This window comes from Maribacter confluentis, assembly GCF_030505015.1.
In the GTDB taxonomy this organism is placed as follows: domain Bacteria; phylum Bacteroidota; class Bacteroidia; order Flavobacteriales; family Flavobacteriaceae; genus Maribacter; species Maribacter sedimenticola.
In genome coordinates this window covers 437,059-453,007 of record NZ_JAUKUC010000001.1, presented here as the reverse complement: position 1 = coordinate 453,007, position 15,949 = coordinate 437,059, and the positions used below count along the sequence as shown (strand labels likewise).

16 protein-coding genes and 1 pseudogene are annotated in these 15,949 nt (G+C 36.0%); 8 read left to right on the top strand and 9 right to left on the bottom strand.

Annotated elements, in window-relative coordinates; translation table 11 throughout:
- Nucleotides 1-87 precede the first annotated feature (87 nt).
- Nucleotides 88-668: pseudogene (gene nudK, locus Q2T41_RS02145) on the top strand (GDP-mannose pyrophosphatase NudK).
- Nucleotides 669-691: 23 nt separating this feature from the next.
- Nucleotides 692-1,192, top strand: a complete 501-nt coding sequence (locus Q2T41_RS02140; protein WP_304434735.1) for a peptide-methionine (S)-S-oxide reductase — start codon at nt 692-694, stop codon at nt 1,190-1,192.
- On the opposite strand, the gene Q2T41_RS02135 is transcribed toward Q2T41_RS02140, so the two are convergent.
- The gene (locus Q2T41_RS02135) at nt 1,193-2,461 is read right to left on the bottom strand and encodes a D-alanyl-D-alanine carboxypeptidase/D-alanyl-D-alanine-endopeptidase (RefSeq protein ID WP_304434734.1); all 1,269 of its coding nucleotides are present in this window, start codon (nt 2,459-2,461) and stop codon (nt 1,193-1,195) included.
- Nucleotides 2,462-2,604: 143 nt separating this feature from the next.
- On the opposite strand from Q2T41_RS02135, the gene Q2T41_RS02130 reads away from it, so the two are divergent.
- Together Q2T41_RS02130 and Q2T41_RS02125 are read left to right on the top strand one after the other, a co-directional pair.
- Nucleotides 2,605-2,802, top strand: coding sequence for a hypothetical protein (locus Q2T41_RS02130; RefSeq protein WP_089260012.1), 198 nt, complete (start codon nt 2,605-2,607; stop codon nt 2,800-2,802).
- 77 nt (nt 2,803-2,879) lie between these two features.
- A complete protein-coding gene (locus Q2T41_RS02125; RefSeq protein WP_304434733.1) occupies nt 2,880-3,290 on the top strand; it encodes a lipocalin family protein in 411 nt (136 codons plus the stop codon).
- Between the two features lies 1 nt (nt 3,291).
- On the opposite strand, the gene Q2T41_RS02120 is transcribed toward Q2T41_RS02125, so the two are convergent.
- From Q2T41_RS02120 to Q2T41_RS02110, 3 genes are all read right to left on the bottom strand, one after another.
- Nucleotides 3,292-4,227, bottom strand: a complete 936-nt coding sequence (locus Q2T41_RS02120) for a LysR substrate-binding domain-containing protein (RefSeq protein ID WP_089260014.1) — start codon at nt 4,225-4,227, stop codon at nt 3,292-3,294.
- A 210-nt stretch (nt 4,228-4,437) separates the two neighbouring features.
- Nucleotides 4,438-4,932, bottom strand: coding sequence for a CIA30 family protein (locus tag Q2T41_RS02115; protein ID WP_304434732.1), 495 nt, complete (start codon nt 4,930-4,932; stop codon nt 4,438-4,440).
- Between the two features lie 304 nt (nt 4,933-5,236).
- Nucleotides 5,237-5,845 (bottom strand): FMN-binding negative transcriptional regulator, encoded by a 609-nt coding sequence (locus tag Q2T41_RS02110; protein WP_304434731.1) that lies wholly within the window; start codon nt 5,843-5,845, stop codon nt 5,237-5,239.
- A 127-nt stretch (nt 5,846-5,972) separates the two neighbouring features.
- On the opposite strand from Q2T41_RS02110, the gene Q2T41_RS02105 reads away from it, so the two are divergent.
- The gene (locus tag Q2T41_RS02105) at nt 5,973-6,806 is read left to right on the top strand and encodes an alpha/beta fold hydrolase (RefSeq protein WP_304434730.1); all 834 of its coding nucleotides are present in this window, start codon (nt 5,973-5,975) and stop codon (nt 6,804-6,806) included.
- A gap of 62 nt (nt 6,807-6,868) precedes the next feature.
- A complete protein-coding gene (locus Q2T41_RS02100) occupies nt 6,869-8,005 on the top strand; it encodes a M23 family metallopeptidase (protein WP_304434729.1) in 1,137 nt (378 codons plus the stop codon).
- A gap of 54 nt (nt 8,006-8,059) precedes the next feature.
- Here the strand turns inward: Q2T41_RS02100 and Q2T41_RS02095 are convergent, their stop codons facing one another.
- Nucleotides 8,060-8,893 (bottom strand): endonuclease/exonuclease/phosphatase family protein, encoded by an 834-nt coding sequence (locus Q2T41_RS02095; protein WP_304434728.1) that lies wholly within the window; start codon nt 8,891-8,893, stop codon nt 8,060-8,062.
- Nucleotides 8,894-9,029: 136 nt separating this feature from the next.
- Here Q2T41_RS02095 and Q2T41_RS02090 point away from each other — a divergent pair, with 136 nt between their 5' ends.
- Both Q2T41_RS02090 and Q2T41_RS02085 read left to right on the top strand, forming a co-directional pair.
- The gene (locus Q2T41_RS02090; protein WP_304434727.1) at nt 9,030-9,410 is read left to right on the top strand and encodes a glyoxalase superfamily protein; all 381 of its coding nucleotides are present in this window, start codon (nt 9,030-9,032) and stop codon (nt 9,408-9,410) included.
- Between the two features lie 46 nt (nt 9,411-9,456).
- Nucleotides 9,457-10,440: an SDR family oxidoreductase gene (locus Q2T41_RS02085; RefSeq protein WP_304434726.1), complete on the top strand. Its 984-nt coding sequence runs from the start codon at nt 9,457-9,459 to the stop codon at nt 10,438-10,440.
- Between the two features lie 311 nt (nt 10,441-10,751).
- Here the strand turns inward: Q2T41_RS02085 and Q2T41_RS02080 are convergent, their stop codons facing one another.
- From Q2T41_RS02080 to Q2T41_RS02065, 4 genes are all read right to left on the bottom strand, one after another.
- A complete protein-coding gene (locus Q2T41_RS02080) occupies nt 10,752-11,495 on the bottom strand; it encodes a DUF6090 family protein (protein WP_304434725.1) in 744 nt (247 codons plus the stop codon).
- Between the two features lie 51 nt (nt 11,496-11,546).
- Nucleotides 11,547-13,040, bottom strand: coding sequence for a M28 family peptidase (locus tag Q2T41_RS02075; RefSeq protein ID WP_304434724.1), 1,494 nt, complete (start codon nt 13,038-13,040; stop codon nt 11,547-11,549).
- 140 nt (nt 13,041-13,180) lie between these two features.
- Entirely contained in the window at nt 13,181-15,142 is a 1,962-nt protein-coding gene (locus tag Q2T41_RS02070) for an adenylate/guanylate cyclase domain-containing protein (RefSeq protein ID WP_304434723.1), read from the bottom strand.
- Nucleotides 15,143-15,321: 179 nt separating this feature from the next.
- Entirely contained in the window at nt 15,322-15,948 is a 627-nt protein-coding gene (locus tag Q2T41_RS02065; protein WP_304434722.1) for a Pycsar system effector family protein, read from the bottom strand.
- Nucleotide 15,949: the final 1 nt, after the last annotated feature.

Genomic DNA, 15,949 nt, shown 5'->3' with positions numbered 1-15,949 from the left:
CATCATAAGGCATATTCTTTATGATGGTTTATTAATGAAATCAGGATTCTAAGGTATATTTATGGTCAAACTTAAATTTCTTGTAGATTGAAAAATAATAAAGTACGCAATATAAAGAGGGAAATTTTATCGGATAATTGGTACACCCTTAATAAATATACATTTGAATATCAAAGACCAGATGGTACTTGGGAAACGCAAAATCGTGAAGCATATGACCGCGGCAATGGGGCGGCCATACTTTTGTACAATGCGGATAAAGGTACAGTGGTATTGACCAAGCAATTTAGGATGCCTACCTATGTAAACGGAAATGATAATGGTATGATGATAGAGGTTTGTGCCGGTTTATTGGATGGTGACAACCCGGCGGACTGTATACGGAAGGAAACCGAGGAGGAAACTGGGTATAAGATCAATAATGTCAAAAAAGTGATGCAAACTTATATGTCCCCGGTTCCGTAACCGAAATCTTGCATTTGTTCGTTGGTGAGTACGATGACAGCATGAAAGTCAGTGAAGGTGGTGGCGCTGAGGACGAAACTGAAAATATTGAAGTATTGGAATATCCTTTTGATAAAGCAATGGAAATGATCGCCACCGGTGAAATCAATGACGCAAAAACTATTGTACTGCTACATTATGCCAAATTAAATGGGATAGTTTAAGCAAAAACATCCGACAAAAATATATGGATGATTTAGATACCATACGGTTTGGAGGTGGTTGTCATTGGTGTACGGAAGCTGTATTTATGGCACTTAAAGGCGTTGTTAAGGTTGAACAAGGTTTTATTGCGCCATTGGAGAATATGGGAAATTTCTCGGAAGCGGTGATTGTACATTATAGTCCAGAGATAATAGATTTGAAGGATTTGGTTGCCATTCATTTAGATACTCATAGAAGTACCAATAACCATTCTATGCGTAACAAGTATCGTTCTGCCATTTATTATTTTAAGAAAAATGACAAGCCTGTTCTATTAAAAATTATGTCAGAGTTGCAACAAGATTTTAATGCCCCATTAATTACGGATATACTTTCGTTCGGAACTTTTAAATCATCCGAAGAACAATTTCAAAATTATTATTTCAGCGATATTGATAAACCGTTCTGTAAAACCCACATAGCGCCCAAGATTAAATTGTTGAAAGAGAAGTATGTTCAACATGTTTCTACAAGGGTAACCTAGCTAGTAGTGATCTCGCAGCATTTGCAACATTGCTTCAAGATGGGTGCGTTCATCACTTGTTGAATTTCTAAAATGATTGTTCATTACACTGAAAATCAAGGTTTTTCCAGAGTTTGTAATTAAATATCCACTTAGGCAATAAGTGTTGCTCAGACTACCCGATTTGGCATAAATATATGGTTTTTGATTGCCGGCAAATCTATTTTTTAATGTACCGGATAGTCCTCCGGCAGGGAAAATAGTATATAAACGTTCCCTAGGTAAATCTATATATAGTTTGTTTAAAACTTCAACCATATTCTGTGGGGTAAACAAATTGTACCTTGATAATCCGGAACCATCTACCCAACGCGGTGATTGAACTAGATCGGCCAACTGGTTCTCCAAGATGTAAGTTCTGGCCATAGCACCGCTCAACGTATCTTTTAACTCAGATGCCGTAAGGATCAATAACTGCTCTGCAATAAAATTATCACTTTCGTGCATCATTCTAATGTATAGGGAATCTGCATTTATGCCACGCAAGGTTTTTTTTGTTCCCTTGGGCATACCCGGCCGTGTTGTAATTTTTTGATTCAAGGTATTTTCCAAGATAGAGCGTGTAGTTACCGTACTCGTGATAAAGGGTATTTCTAAAGTATCACGACCTTGGGTTGGATAAAAAAATAAATTGGAAGTTTCCTTGCGTTGGTCGGTATGGTTCATATTTAGCACACTATCCTTGAAATAAGGGGGAGTGACCTGTATTCCTTGATTTGTATTTATCATTACCACATTTCCGTAAATGGGTAAAGCATTTTTTTCTGGGGAATAATACCATTGATAATCATCCCATGCCCAACCTGGACCATATTTTTTATCCTGAAAATTATCCGTTACATACACCAAATTGGTCTTGCTTTTCAAAAATGTAAATGCAGTGGAATCCCTTAAATACGGGTGTAGAAATGATGGGTCGCCTGTACCCTCAAAATATAGGGTGTCATTAGATTCTATATATTTAAGGGCGGGTATGTGGTCTGGGATGGTTTTAATAGCGGTGTACAGGGTGAATATTTTGGTATTACTGGCAGGTATAAAATATTTATCACTTTCGCGATCGTATATGGTATCCTTGGTTTCGGCATCGATCACTAAAATACCTGTAAATTGATTTTTGTAAAATGGGGTAGATAACTTATTATCCAGTTGTTTTGTAAGCAAGGCCCTAGAGCTACGGCAAGCGGTAAAGGTCAATGTAACTAAAAGGATATAAAGTAAATTCTTCATGGCTTCTAAAGTACAAAAGATTCATCTTTAAAGTCTTGAAAAATTTAACACGCAAACGTTTACTTTAACTTTTTATATACAATATTAACCCTCCAAATCTGTTTATCTTTATACCACAACAAACTAATTAATTTATGTAAATCATGGCTATTTCAATGCTAGAGTATAGTAAAACAGTACTTAAAAAAGTGAGCTTTGATACATTGCTTTTTTGCAAAGAATTAAAAAAAGCGCTCATGACCTTACTACCGGAAGAGGTAGAAGAATTGAAAATCTGGTTGGAACATTATATTACGGACAAGCCAGAATTACAACAAAGTTTAATTTATTTAAAATCATAACAAAGAGCCACTGTAAAGTGGCTCTTTTTGTAAGCAACCAATTAGCTGTTCCTGTATCTATTTAATAAATAGATGTTATGAAAATTTCCATATCAATTTTATTATTGTTCTTTCTAACGTGTCAAAAAGATGATATTTTTTACGATACCCCAATAGATGAAACGGGTATAGTGGGTGAGTGGTTGCTAAAGGAAACGTATATAAGCCCAGGTGGCGAAACCGATTGGAAAGATGTAGCCGAAGGGCATATGTATTTATTCCGATCAGATGGTAGTTTTCAAAAAACGGCCACGGCAACAACACCAGGGCAAACAGGAGATTATGAAATAAATGAAAATGAACTTATGCTATACGTTAATAACGATACGGCAAAAGATACCTTGGGCTTTAACGCCAATTTTAATGACGTGAAAACAATTTTGACATTGTCGCCTACGTACCCCAATATGTGTATAGAAGGCTGTTATTACCGCTACAAGAAGCAGTAGTTTATTTGTTCAACGGACTAATAATCTTAACATCCTGAAAAGCAATTGCACCGCGTACTACACTTGTAATTACATCTTTTAGGGCATCGGTTATTTGTACCTTTAGTTCTTTTTTGTGGTAGATCAAACTAACTTCACGGGCAGGTGAAGGTTCTTTAAAATATTTAAGTTGTTTCTTTTTTCCGGTATCTAGTTCAATGGTGTTCAGGTAGGGGAGTAATGTCATTCCCAGTCCTTCGTTAGATAGGTTGATCAAGGTTTCAAAACTTCCACTTTGCAGACTAAAATGTTCACCGCCTATTTTTGGTGTCTTACAAAGATTTAATACGCCTTCCCTAAAACAATGTCCGTCTTGTAGCAATAAAATATCGGCTATATCCAAATCTTCCGGGACCAGTTCTTTTTTGTTGCCCAAACGATGCTCATTAGGTACATAGCCAACAAAAGGTTCATAGTATAATGGTCTTTCCTTTATAAAATCTATCTCTAAAGGAGTAGCCGCTATTGCGGCATCTAAATGGCCATCTTGTATGTTTTTGATCAGGCTTTCCGTATTCTGCTCCTTTATGATCAAATTTACCTTTGGATACTTCTGTATAAAGGTTTTTAAGAACATAGGTAGTAACGTTGGCATTATGGTAGGTATAATTCCTAACACATAATCCCCGCCAATGTATCCTTTTTCCTGTTCAACAATATCTTTTATCCGTGATGCCTCATTGACAATATTCTTGGCCTGTTCCACAATTTTTTTACCAACTTCTGTTATGGTAATGGGCTTTTTACTACGGTCAAAAAGAAGAATATCAAGTTCATCCTCTAACTTTTGTACTTGCATACTAAGGGTAGGCTGTGTAACAAAACTCTTCTCTGCAGCAAGCGTAAAGTTTTTATATTCCGCTACGGCAAGTACATATTGCAATTGGGTAATGGTCATATGTATAGTTTAAGGCTATAAAGTTACCAAAAACTATATTTAGAACCTATAAATGATTTTACTGTATCATTAAATTATTAATCCAAATTGGAAATGAAATCCTACGGTTGAACAGATGGTCTTAAATTATGGTATTAATTCTAATAAATGCTGATAATGGTATTGATAAAGCGTTGATAATATAATACTTACAGATGTTATGTAAAGGTGTTATTTTAATTGGATATAGTCCAATTCAAGATTAAAATCCTCTTCTTTGTTATTACCAATTAAAATACCTATCTGAGTAAGGAAATCGCCATGGTAATTAGGCATCTTTAGGGCATCTCCTCTAAAAAATGGTTCCATTTTCGAGAATGGTATGGTAATGGTTTTCCACTCCTTGCTACTCGTAAAATGATAAATATAAGAGTGCCGTTGATGCTCTCCGGATTTACATCTAAATTGATATTTTTTTCCATCGCCCTTTAACCTAATTTCAAAAGATGAAAACTTTGATACATCAATCCTATCCATATCGTACCGCACCAAACAAAAACCGCCATTGTGTTCTAAGGATACATGTCCGCTAAAAACACCTTTACCCTCTTTGTTCAATTGAACAAGTCCCATGGAGACACCGCCCATGACCTCATCATTTACTATATGCCAGTTGCTAAGTTTCCTTTCCTTGGAAAATTGATAAATCATTAAAACATCGCTCATAAATTTCCTTAAATTAATAACCATTTAAAAGTACACGATGCCTAAGGTACATGTACATCCATTTAGAGTATAATTTGACTTAATAAAATTGGAGTAGTAAAAAGGGGCCATGTTATATTCTCTCCATTTATGGCCTTTGTTCTAAATAGTGTTCTAAGTCCTTATAGGCAAAATAGGTAATTGATAATAATACCGATACAAACGTCATAATAAGGGAAAAAAGTAGATAGGTCATGATATTAGCCTTTTAAGAATCTACCTTATTTACGTCAAAAATTGGAAATGGTTTGTTGTTTCTGCTATATTAAGGCATCATTTTTCTCATTTCACCCGCAACCGCCTTCTCTGCAGGGCCTTTTTTTTCCAATTCGTCAATAATCTTTGCATGGTCTTGGTTTCTGCCTTGCGATAATTTGTGAACGGCCTGTATCTCATTAATGGTAATTTCAAATCCTATTATGCCCGTAACCTGTCTCATGGTTTTTTTGGACATATCATTTAAGGAGATAGGATGTTCAGAAGCTTTTTCATACTTATTAACCAATTGATGCAGGGCATCTAGAAGCTCTTCTTGACTTTGTAATTTAACCGTTCCGTAAACGTGAACGGCAACATAGTTCCATGTTGGAACCTCTTCTTTTGTGTACCAAGAGGAGGAGATATAACTATGCGGACCGTTGAAAATGCATAGGACTTGATCTCCGTTTGCTAGATTTTTACTTTGAAGGTTTGCCTTGGCTATATGTCCTACCAAAACCTCAGTACCTTTTTTATTTTGGGTAAGTTCCAAAGGAATATGTGTACCCCAAGGTTTACCTTCTATGGTATTGATTAAAATACCAAAACTATTATTTTTTAAGAAGTTGCGTATCTCTGTTGGGTCATTGTTCCTGTAGTGTTCCGGTATAAACATGGATTACGTTTTATACCGTAAATATAAACGATATTCCTTCCTTTTTATGAGCAAATTATTTAATGTTTTACGCTAAGTCTACTCAATGACGATAGCTATCTTGTATTGAAATTTTTAAATAAAGAATATGCCATTTATAACAATAACAAAAGCAAAAGAACCTGTAGATATATTTTATGAAGATTATGGAAGTGGACAACCGGTCATACTTATACATGGTTGGCCGTTAAGTAGGAAATCTTGGGAACAACAAGTATGGAAAATCGTTGAGGAAGGGTTTCGGTGTATCTCTTATGACAGGAGAGGCTTTGGTACATCTTCCGCACCATGGGAAGACTATGGTTATTCTGCTTTGGCCAGTGACTTACAGGCCATAATTGAAAAATTGGATTTAAATGATGCCATTATTGTCGGTTTTTCTATGGGTGGTGGAGAAGTAGTCCGTTATTTAACGGATTACGGTTCTGATAAAATTGCAAAAGCGGCATTGATCAGCTCAATTATTCCTTTGGTAAAGCAAAAATCTGATAATCCAGATGGCGTAGCGGAAAAGGAATTGGATGATATTATAGATGCTCTACAAAATGATAGGGTAGGGTTTTTAAAGGAGTTCAGTAAAGGGTTCTATAATTTTGACGAGAATAAAGGTGAGCGGGTAAGTCAGGCACAATTAGATTATGATTTTACCATTGCTTCCTTTGCTTCGCCCAGAGCTACCATACAGACTGCTTTGGCTTGGATGCATACAGATTTTAGGTCCGAGCTGAAGAATGTGGATGTGCCTACGTTGATCGTACATGGAGATGCAGATGCTACGGTGCCCATTGAAACCTCGGCCAAACAGGCAGCAGCGGAAATTAACGATAATACCTATAAGATCATTGAAGGGGCTCCACATGGACTTAATATTACCCATGCCAAAGAACTGAACGATATCCTAATAGACTTTTTAAAAAAATAAGCATTTGACTAAGTTGAAAAGATCGGGCCATTTTGCCCGATTTTTTCTTTTCCAGAAGTTTCATGAAAAGAAGAACGACTTTTATACAATGTGCAATTCTACTTCTTGTACTGATTTCAATAGGTTGCAAGCAGATAAGAAAGGTGGCAGATGTACTGGTACAACCTACCGCTAGGGAAATTTATGCACGAAATTTTGAGAACGATAATCAACAGTTTGCTATATGGGAAAGAGCGTTTAAAGAAGCAAGAAAAGATAGTTTGCTCATTAATTTGCCCTATGTGGAAATAGCCAAAGGGTTTTCCCATAGGTATGTGGTCTATAGTTATAACCTCTTTTTGGAAGAGGGAGTAACATTACATGTTGATATAAAAAATAGGGAAGAAGAGAGTCGGTTTTTTATAGACGTCTTGCAAATAGCATCAGATAGTAGCATTACTCAATTTGCACAAAATGAAATCAACAGCCCTATATTGCAGGTTGACATTGAAACAACAGGTACCTATAAAATATTGATACAACCGGAAATAAATGCTCTAGGTGATTTTGAGATACAAATGTACAATACGCCCAGGTTCATGTTTCCTGTGGCAGGGAGCACTAATGATGCCGTACAAAGTTTTTGGGGTGCCAAGCGCGATGCCGGCGCACGTTTACATGAAGGTATAGATATATTTGCCACACGCGGCACCCCGGTGGTTGCCGCCGCGGAGGGTAGAATTACTTCAGCAGGTAATAGGGGGTTGGGCGGTAAACAAGTGTGGTTGCGTACCGGTTTGTTGGGAAAGTCGCTTTACTATGCCCATTTAGATAGTATTATGGCACAGGTAGGAGATAGGGTCAACGTAGGAGATACATTGGGTCTGGTAGGTAATACAGGCAATGCCAGGACTACTGCGCCGCATTTACATTTCGGTATATATAAAACCGGTAAAGGAGCGGTTAATCCGTTACCATTTGTATGGAAGACCACCAAGCCGGAACTGACGAATCCTTTGCCGATCACACCTCAACTAAAGGTTTCTTCAACAAGGGCCAATCTAAGAAATAGTCCTACCACCAATAGTTTGGTTGTGGGAGAGGCAATTAAAAGTGATACGTTACAATTACTGGGCTATACAAACAAGTGGGCCCATGTACTTACCGCCAGCGGTAAAAAGGCTTTCGTTCATAGTAGTTTAGTAGCTACATCCTTATAAACGGTTGTTCAATAAGGCCTTGAGCTTTGTTTATGACCCCACAGAATTAAGTGTTCAATTTAATTGAACATGTGCCAATATCGGAAGGTGGTCAGAGATATGCTTATTATTTTCCATTCGGTCATCAATATGTATATACCTGTTAACGGTTGCATTCTTTATAAATACATAGTCTATCCTATCCGTAAGGTTTTTTTTATGGTCAAACCCGTTAAACGTACCAGTTGGCCCATAAAAGGGTTGTCTGGAAATTAATTGGCCGTCTTGTAGCACATTTTTTAAATATTGAATTGGTGCTTCTTGGGGTTTTAAATTTAAATCACCCATAAGTATAACGGGTAAATTTTCTGTGTTGAGTTCTTTTATTTTAGCCACGATCAACTGTGCGGATTTTTCCCTGGCTAACGTTCCCCTGTGGTCAAAATGTGTGTTGAACACCCAAAATTGCTTTTGCGTTTGTAGGTCTTGGAATAAGGCATAGGTACATATTCGTTCTAGTGCCGCATCCCACCCCACAGAAATTTTTTGGGGAGTATTGGACAGCCAAAAAGTTTCACTTTGTATCATTTTATATTTTGATGCATTGAATAAAATAGGGGAGTACTCGCCCTTTGTTTTGCCATCTTCACGACCTACGCCAACGTAATTGAATCCTTTTAGATGTTGGTTCAAATAACTCAATTGTCTGTCCAACACCTCTTGCATACCCACAATACCCGGTTGATAATGTGTAATTAGATTAACCATGGCTTCCTTTCTATCGTTCCAATTATTTATGGTGTCACCGGTATTGTCATATTTAATGTTATAGCTCATTACTATGGCATCTTGTGCTATAGTAGTTGTTGTAAATAGTAGGACCATTAATATTTGAAGCGCAATTTTCATTTATTGAATTTATATATTGTTTTCGCTTTATGAAGATAATGATATTGTTATTCTTTTCACTCACGAATAAGGTGAAATTCAAAGTATAAACGCTTTCTTAACAACTGTTATTTATTGCTTTTTGTATTTTCACGGTATGGAGGTAAAAGGCTATTTATATCAAATACATCCCGTGCTTCCCGTTTGGGATGTTGTAGAGGCGTTGGATTTTTATGTCAACCGTTTGGGTTTTAGGATTGCATTTGCGGATGATGCCAAAAAACCTAAGTATGCCGGGGTCATACGAGATGCTATAGAAATACATTTACAATGGCACGATGTTAAGGAATGGGAATTGGAAATTGATCGGCCCATGTTGCGTATCGTTACCCAAAATATCCAAGCATTGTATACTGAATACGCAGAAAAGGATATTTTTAATCCCCACACCTTGTTGCGAGAAACGGCGTGGGGTACCAAGGAATTTGCCTTTTACGATCCCTTTAAAAATGGTTTGACCTTTTATAGGGATATATAATATAAGTTAGTTTGAAAATTTGATTATCAGATAAATAAAATAATAGATGAAAGTATTGTTTATTGGTGGAACCGGAAATATAAGTACACCTAGTAGTAAATTGGCCATTGCAAACGGAATAGATTTATATGTGTTGAACAGGGGCAAGGCAAAAGTTGAGCTCAAAGGTGCTCGGTCTATAATTGGTGACATTAATAAACCCGAGGAATTAAGCGAATTAAAAAAACATGATTGGGATGTTGTGGTCAATTGGATCGCGTTTACCAAACAAGATATTGAACGTGATATTGAACTATTTAAGGGAAAGACCAAGCAATATATATTTATTAGTTCCGCGTCTTGTTACCAGACTCCGTTAAGTTATCCGGTAATCACTGAATCTACGCCGTTGCACAATCCGTTATGGGATTATTCACAGGATAAAATTGCTTGTGAGGAACGTTTGCAGGAAGAATACCGAAATAATGGATTCCCTATTACAATTGTAAGGCCATCATTGACCTATGATACGGTCATACCAATAGCTATTGGCGGATTTGATAAATTTAATACCGCTCAACGTATTTTGGACGGTAAGGAAATTATCATCCATGGAGATGGAACATCGCTGTGGACCGTAACGCATTCAGATGATTTTGCAAAGGGATTTGTAGGCCTTTTAGGATTACAAACTGCTATTGGCCACGCTTTTCATATCACATCAGATGAGGTATTGACCTGGAACATGATTTATAAAATTTTAGCCGATGCCCTGGGCAAAGAGGCGAAAATAGTTCATATTGCATCAGATTTCATATGCAGGATAGAACCATCGTTTACAGGGACATTATTAGCGGATAAGGCAGAAAGTGTACTTTTTGATAATACTAAAATAAAAACCTTTGTACCGGGTTTTAAAGCTACGATACCTTTTTCGGAAGGGATAAAGAGGACCGTAAAGTGGTTGTTAGAGCATCCAGAACTTCAAAACATGGATGAAGAGACAGAGGCTAAGATTGAGAATGTGTTAAAGGCTTATAAAGGTTTGTAGATTTTTGAGAGCACTAGCAGATTGATTCACCATTTGTATTGCCCACCCCTAGACCCTCCAGGGAGGGGAATAGTTTATTGCTTTAAAAGAACTTTGGGTAGATTATTGTTGTTTTTAAAACTTCAAATTTGCCAGAAACCCACAAACTAAAACGTGTTTTTCCCCTCTTGGGAGGGAATTAAGGGGTGGGTTCTTTGAGTCTGCTGAATTTTTTCTTTAATGTTAAATTATAATAAAAGTATACATTGAGCACAATCATTTTCTTCAACGTGGAGTGGTAAGTGATGAGTAATTAAAAACTAGCTTGAATCTTACTTTTCATGATGCTCTAAATAATTATCTATTCTGTGATATAAGAGTGCAGCATCTTTTTTGACATACTCAAGCCTATTTAGAATAGAATAGGCATAGGTTAATTCTGAATTAGTGAGTTGGTAAAATTTATCCTTACGCATCATTTTTAAAAGAATGGGGATTTCGGCGGGACTTACTGAATCTGGAAATTTAGGGTTAAATACTTTATATGAGTTCATAAAATGAGGATAATCACTACGTGAATCGGCACCATATTCATATAAGAATTCTAAATTTAAATAGTACGCAACAATCTCATCACGAATGTCTTGGTCTGAGATTAGGCTAATATTACCTGTACTTGATAACTCATTATAAGTTCTGTTATTAGGGGTAAGCCTGCCGATGCCATAAATACCACCATAAGCAACATCATTTATAAATGTGATGGTATCTGTTGGTATAATACCGTTCAGATAATAATTTTTAGCTTTATTTAAGCCTTGTATTTTTTTATCACCACTTTTAAACCAACTTCTTTCAAAATATAAAGAATCCGATAGTATATCTTCTTGAATGTTCTTAAGGTAATTCAATTCTACTTCTCTGCTTTTACGAGACTCATTCCAATTATTAATCTGTAATGCAATCAATATTCCAACAACAACGAGAATAATTTCACCGATTGCGTATTTGAAGTACTTGGAGACTTTACCTTCTTCGAGCAGGTTTCTACGGATTTTTCTAAAGAAATTAATCATTGGTCAATCGTTACAATTTCTCGGCTTCAAATAATTTTGTTTTAGAGGGTTTTAATTTTTAATAGGAGCTTCAAGAACTTTACCGTACAAAATATTGGCTGCCGCTTCATATTTATCACCTTTTACCCAAAAAGGGGTTTCAGGATCGTTGGCTATCATTCTACCCGAAAGTACATACCCTTGATAAAATTTCAATAGATAGTCATAATCCAAACTATCGGCCTCATCACCGGCTTGGTGGTAGTATTTGTTTATTTCATCATCAAAAACATCAAAACCGGTGGAGTAGGTGGGAGCAGGTATTCCTACCTTGGCAAAGCTGACATTATCGCTGCGATCAAAAAGTCCTTGCTCGGGAGCAGGGTCATCAATAGCTTCAAGACCAAAAGCGGCAGCTCCCGCAACAATGTGTTTTTTGGCTGTTGTTCTGTTTAAACCGATTACGGTGGCTAATTTGGTATTGTTATAGCCACCACCATCGGTATTAAAACCATATACAATTTGCTTTAACGGAAATAAAGGATTCGCTACGTAGTATTGACTACCTAACAAACCCTTTTCTTCGCCCGTAAAAAAAATGAATACGGCAGACCGTTTAGTAGGGTACTTGCCAAGATTCTTTGCCATACTTAAAACTGCAGTGGTACCAATGGCATTGTCTCGGGCTCCATTATAAATGCTATCTCCTTTGGCGTCAGGGGTGCCAATACCCACATGGTCATAATGAGCTGAATACATAATGTATTCATTTTTTAGTTTTGGGTCTGTCCCTTCTAATACCCCGACAACATTTTGGGTGACCAGTGTTTTTTCTTTCTTTCCGTCGGTTTCAATAGAATAGGATAACTTGGAAGTATTGAATGCACTTAATTTTTCTGCGGTCGTATTTACCCAAAGATGAATGAAATCATTTTTTGAACCTTCTGCATCGGTTGCATCCGGAATCTTTACATTTTCTCCCATTAAATGAGAAATTCTAGACCACCAGTCCTCTTCTAGCAAAGTCATTTCTATCATACCTATAGCACCATTTTTAATTGCCAATTGCTGTTTTACCTTATGGGCACCGTAAACAGCTCTGGCATCGGAAGATTCTGGGGTTCCCCCGTTTACTATGATAAGCTTACCTTTTACATTTTTTCCTTTATAATCGTCCTCGGTACCAAAACCAAGATATACGGTTTCACCAGAAAGTTCAGTTTCATTAGCTTCCACTGCAATAGTATGGGGGTAGTTATCTCCATTTATAGCAACTTTTAGCATATTTGGTGGAGTTGTTTGTAAAAGATTAAAAGTTTGATAGTAAGATTTTGTAGCTGGGTTAGGTTTTATACCATAGCCACGCATGGTATTTGCAAGGTAAGATGCGGCAATCTTTAATTCTGGCGACCCTGTTGCACGGCCATTTAAAACATCGTCTGCTAAAAAATAGATGTGGCCTTCAATATCATTTTTATTGACTGTTGTCAATGCCATTTCGGCATCGGTTTGTGCTGTTAATATACACGTGAACGCAAATGTAATAATGGATAAAAGAAATTTCATGGAGTAGTTTTTTTGGTAATTATTATACATAGGAGAATCATTTATAGTTAGCGCAAAAAAAAAATGAGAATTATAAATTTCATCAAGATTAATATTATGTGAAAGGCTATGTTGCCAATTGAAAATTTATAGTTTATAGATTAATCACCGGAGTCTTTAGGTGTTACAAAATACATATCTATTTTTCCTTTTCCTTTTGCTTGTATTTTTCCTCTGTGGGTAAAATTAAATTGATTGTTGTCTTTTAATAGTTCATAGGTACTTTGAGAAATGTTTACTTGACCTACAGCACCACTACTTTCAATTCGTGCTGCAGTGTTTACGGTATCTCCCCAAATATCGTATTGAAATTTCTTAACCCCCACGATACCGGCAACCACGGGACCTGTGTGTATGCCCAATCGCATTTCAAATGTAAATCCGTCCGTTGTTTCTAAATCTGAAAATCGTTTGGTCATAAAAGATTGCATTTCTAAAGCGGCTAAAACCGTATTCTGTACGGAATCTGTAGAAGGAATGGGTAAGCCACCCGCCGCCATATAGGCATCTCCAATGGTTTTAATCTTTTCAATTTTATATTTTTCGCAGATAAGGTCAAACGCCTTAAAACAGTGATTGATTTCACCAATTAATTCAGCTGCAGAAAGTTCTGCCGACATTTCTGTAAAACCTTTAAAATCAGTAAATAAGATAGAAACTAAATCAAAATCACGGGCTTGTGCCTCACCTTTCTCTTTTAATTCCTCTGCAATTTCCGCTGGCAGAATATTTAACAAAAGACTTTCTGATCGATCTTTTTCCTTCTTTAAAATATCCTTTGACTTTTTTACATAATGCCATCTTGAGAAAAAACCAAGCGCTAAAAGAAAACAGATTGAACCGACGCCAATTGCCAAGTTTCTATTTTTATCTTTTCGTTGAACCTCTGCTTTATGCTGTAATTGCACGGCCATGTCTTTCTCAATTTGAACCAAACTATCTGCCATTACTTTCTTTGCGAATTCTATTTGCTGTAATTTTATGGCTAAATCTTCGGTTTTAATACTATCGCTTATAAGAATCATTTTTTCATGATAAATTAAAGCTTCCTTATTATTGTTTAATGCTCGGTAGGCCTCATATAAACACTCGCATGCGAATTCTTGTCCGCCTAAATCGCCTACTTTTTGCGTCATTTCAAGGCTTTTTTTACATAATGAAATTGCCATTAGATAGTTTTTTTTATCAAGATAAATATCACTAATCGTTAATAATGAATTCGCACCACCTTGTATATCATTAATGCTTTCACTGATATCAAAGCTTTTTTGAAGAAAATCTAGGGCTTTTTCGGTTTCTCCTTGTTCAAGATAAACAGTGCCAATACCCGATAGGCCAGCTGCAATTCCTAATTTGTCATTTTTCTTTTTTTCAATTTTTAAACCTTTTTCATAATATTCCAAGGCTGGTTCAAATTCTTCTTTTGCGAGGTAAAGATTGCCAATGTTGATGTACATTGAAGAGTTACTGTCTTCATCATTCAACTCATTATTAATGGCTATACTTTTTTTATAATACTCTAATGCTTTGTCAAATTCATCTTTTGATAAGTAAATACTACCAAACTCATTATAGATAGAGCCCTTGCCATTGAGATCATTTTCTGCCTCATAGATTTTCAAGCTTTTTTGATAGTATACCAAGGCGTTAACTACATCTTCATTGTCATGGTATATATATCCGATTTTTATCAGAATATCAGCTGTACCTAATTTGTCGTTAATCTTTTCGGCAAGTTCAAGACCTTCGTCATACGAAACTAGGGCATTGGTATAATCGCCCATTCTAAATTGTAGGTAACCTTTAAGGGTAAGGGCTTCAATAAGGCCCTGGTCGTTTTTTGTTTTTTTGGTAAATTGATATAGTTCTTTTAATAAAATAAGAGCACTATCAGGTTGTGAAGCGTAAAATCCGTCATAGATATAGTCATTATATGCTTGAGCCCTTATACTATCGTTCAATTTTTCATTATTCCATATCTGGTATAAAGAATCTAGTTCTGTTTGCGAATAAACGGAACTTTGAAGACATATTAGAAAGAATATAAATCTTACTTTTTTCATTTTCACTTTTTAAAAGTGTAATCTCACTTTAATCATAACTAACTGGTTGTAAATTTTTTATAAGTGATCGGTTGATTAAAATATTAATATATGATGCTCTAGTTTTAATATGTCCCGCATAGTTATTTATGAGAAAAAGTACATATGCTGTGCTTTCTTTAAAATTGTACTCATAGTTGTTATAGCAGTCTTAGGAACCCATAATAGATTGCAGTTAGTAGTAAAAGCACTAGACTAATGGCTAAAAACCGAATAGATCGTTGCACATTTCTAAACTTCCAAGCCGATATTTTAGAATTGATATAGATTTGCTCCCCTAATTGCTCAAAAACTTCTTGTTCATTAATGCTTACATCATAAAATTTCTTTGAAAATTCTTTTATAGTACCAAACTTGGTTATGACATCACCAAAATAAAAGACGTTATCACTATAGTTGCCTTCTAACTTGGGTATAAAACATCGTACACTATAAAAAATAGATATTACGGTAGCTACAAACCACAATCCAATTAGTATGTAGAACAAAATAGCGTTCGAAACAGAATGCATAACAGGAGCAGCACTTTGGTAGATAAAGTTTAAAATAATACCGTAGAAGGAAAGTATAAGTCCGGCTTTTAACTCCGAAGCTTTTATGAGTCCAGCTACATAATTAATGGTGCCCCAATAGTGATCTACTAATTCTTCTGAATGTCCCTTGGATTTTAATTCATCTAAAAGACCTTTCTCAAAAGCGGACAATGGGTTATGCTTTTGTTTGGTTTTATTGGAATTCAGGTTTTTATTGTCAATCAGTTTGGTCATG

What these genes read in the sequence shown, in the direction of transcription:
- Q2T41_RS02140 (WP_304434735.1), top strand. Translation starts at nt 692, where the DNA reads ATGGATGATTTAGATACCATACGGTTTGGAGGTGGTTGTCATTGGTGT.
- Q2T41_RS02135 (WP_304434734.1), bottom strand. Translation starts at nt 2,461, where the DNA reads ATGAAGAATTTACTTTATATCCTTTTAGTTACATTGACCTTTACCGCT.
- Q2T41_RS02130 (WP_089260012.1), top strand. Translation starts at nt 2,605, where the DNA reads ATGGCTATTTCAATGCTAGAGTATAGTAAAACAGTACTTAAAAAAGTG.
- Q2T41_RS02125 (WP_304434733.1), top strand. Translation starts at nt 2,880, where the DNA reads ATGAAAATTTCCATATCAATTTTATTATTGTTCTTTCTAACGTGTCAA.
- Q2T41_RS02120 (WP_089260014.1), bottom strand. Translation starts at nt 4,227, where the DNA reads ATGACCATTACCCAATTGCAATATGTACTTGCCGTAGCGGAATATAAA.
- Q2T41_RS02115 (WP_304434732.1), bottom strand. Translation starts at nt 4,932, where the DNA reads ATGAGCGATGTTTTAATGATTTATCAATTTTCCAAGGAAAGGAAACTT.
- Q2T41_RS02110 (WP_304434731.1), bottom strand. Translation starts at nt 5,845, where the DNA reads ATGTTTATACCGGAACACTACAGGAACAATGACCCAACAGAGATACGC.
- Q2T41_RS02105 (WP_304434730.1), top strand. Translation starts at nt 5,973, where the DNA reads ATGCCATTTATAACAATAACAAAAGCAAAAGAACCTGTAGATATATTT.
- Q2T41_RS02100 (WP_304434729.1), top strand. Translation starts at nt 6,869, where the DNA reads ATGAAAAGAAGAACGACTTTTATACAATGTGCAATTCTACTTCTTGTA.
- Q2T41_RS02095 (WP_304434728.1), bottom strand. Translation starts at nt 8,893, where the DNA reads ATGAAAATTGCGCTTCAAATATTAATGGTCCTACTATTTACAACAACT.
- Q2T41_RS02090 (WP_304434727.1), top strand. Translation starts at nt 9,030, where the DNA reads ATGGAGGTAAAAGGCTATTTATATCAAATACATCCCGTGCTTCCCGTT.
- Q2T41_RS02085 (WP_304434726.1), top strand. Translation starts at nt 9,457, where the DNA reads ATGAAAGTATTGTTTATTGGTGGAACCGGAAATATAAGTACACCTAGT.
- Q2T41_RS02080 (WP_304434725.1), bottom strand. Translation starts at nt 11,495, where the DNA reads ATGATTAATTTCTTTAGAAAAATCCGTAGAAACCTGCTCGAAGAAGGT.
- Q2T41_RS02075 (WP_304434724.1), bottom strand. Translation starts at nt 13,040, where the DNA reads ATGAAATTTCTTTTATCCATTATTACATTTGCGTTCACGTGTATATTA.
- Q2T41_RS02070 (WP_304434723.1), bottom strand. Translation starts at nt 15,142, where the DNA reads ATGAAAAAAGTAAGATTTATATTCTTTCTAATATGTCTTCAAAGTTCC.
- Q2T41_RS02065 (WP_304434722.1), bottom strand. Translation starts at nt 15,948, where the DNA reads ATGACCAAACTGATTGACAATAAAAACCTGAATTCCAATAAAACCAAA.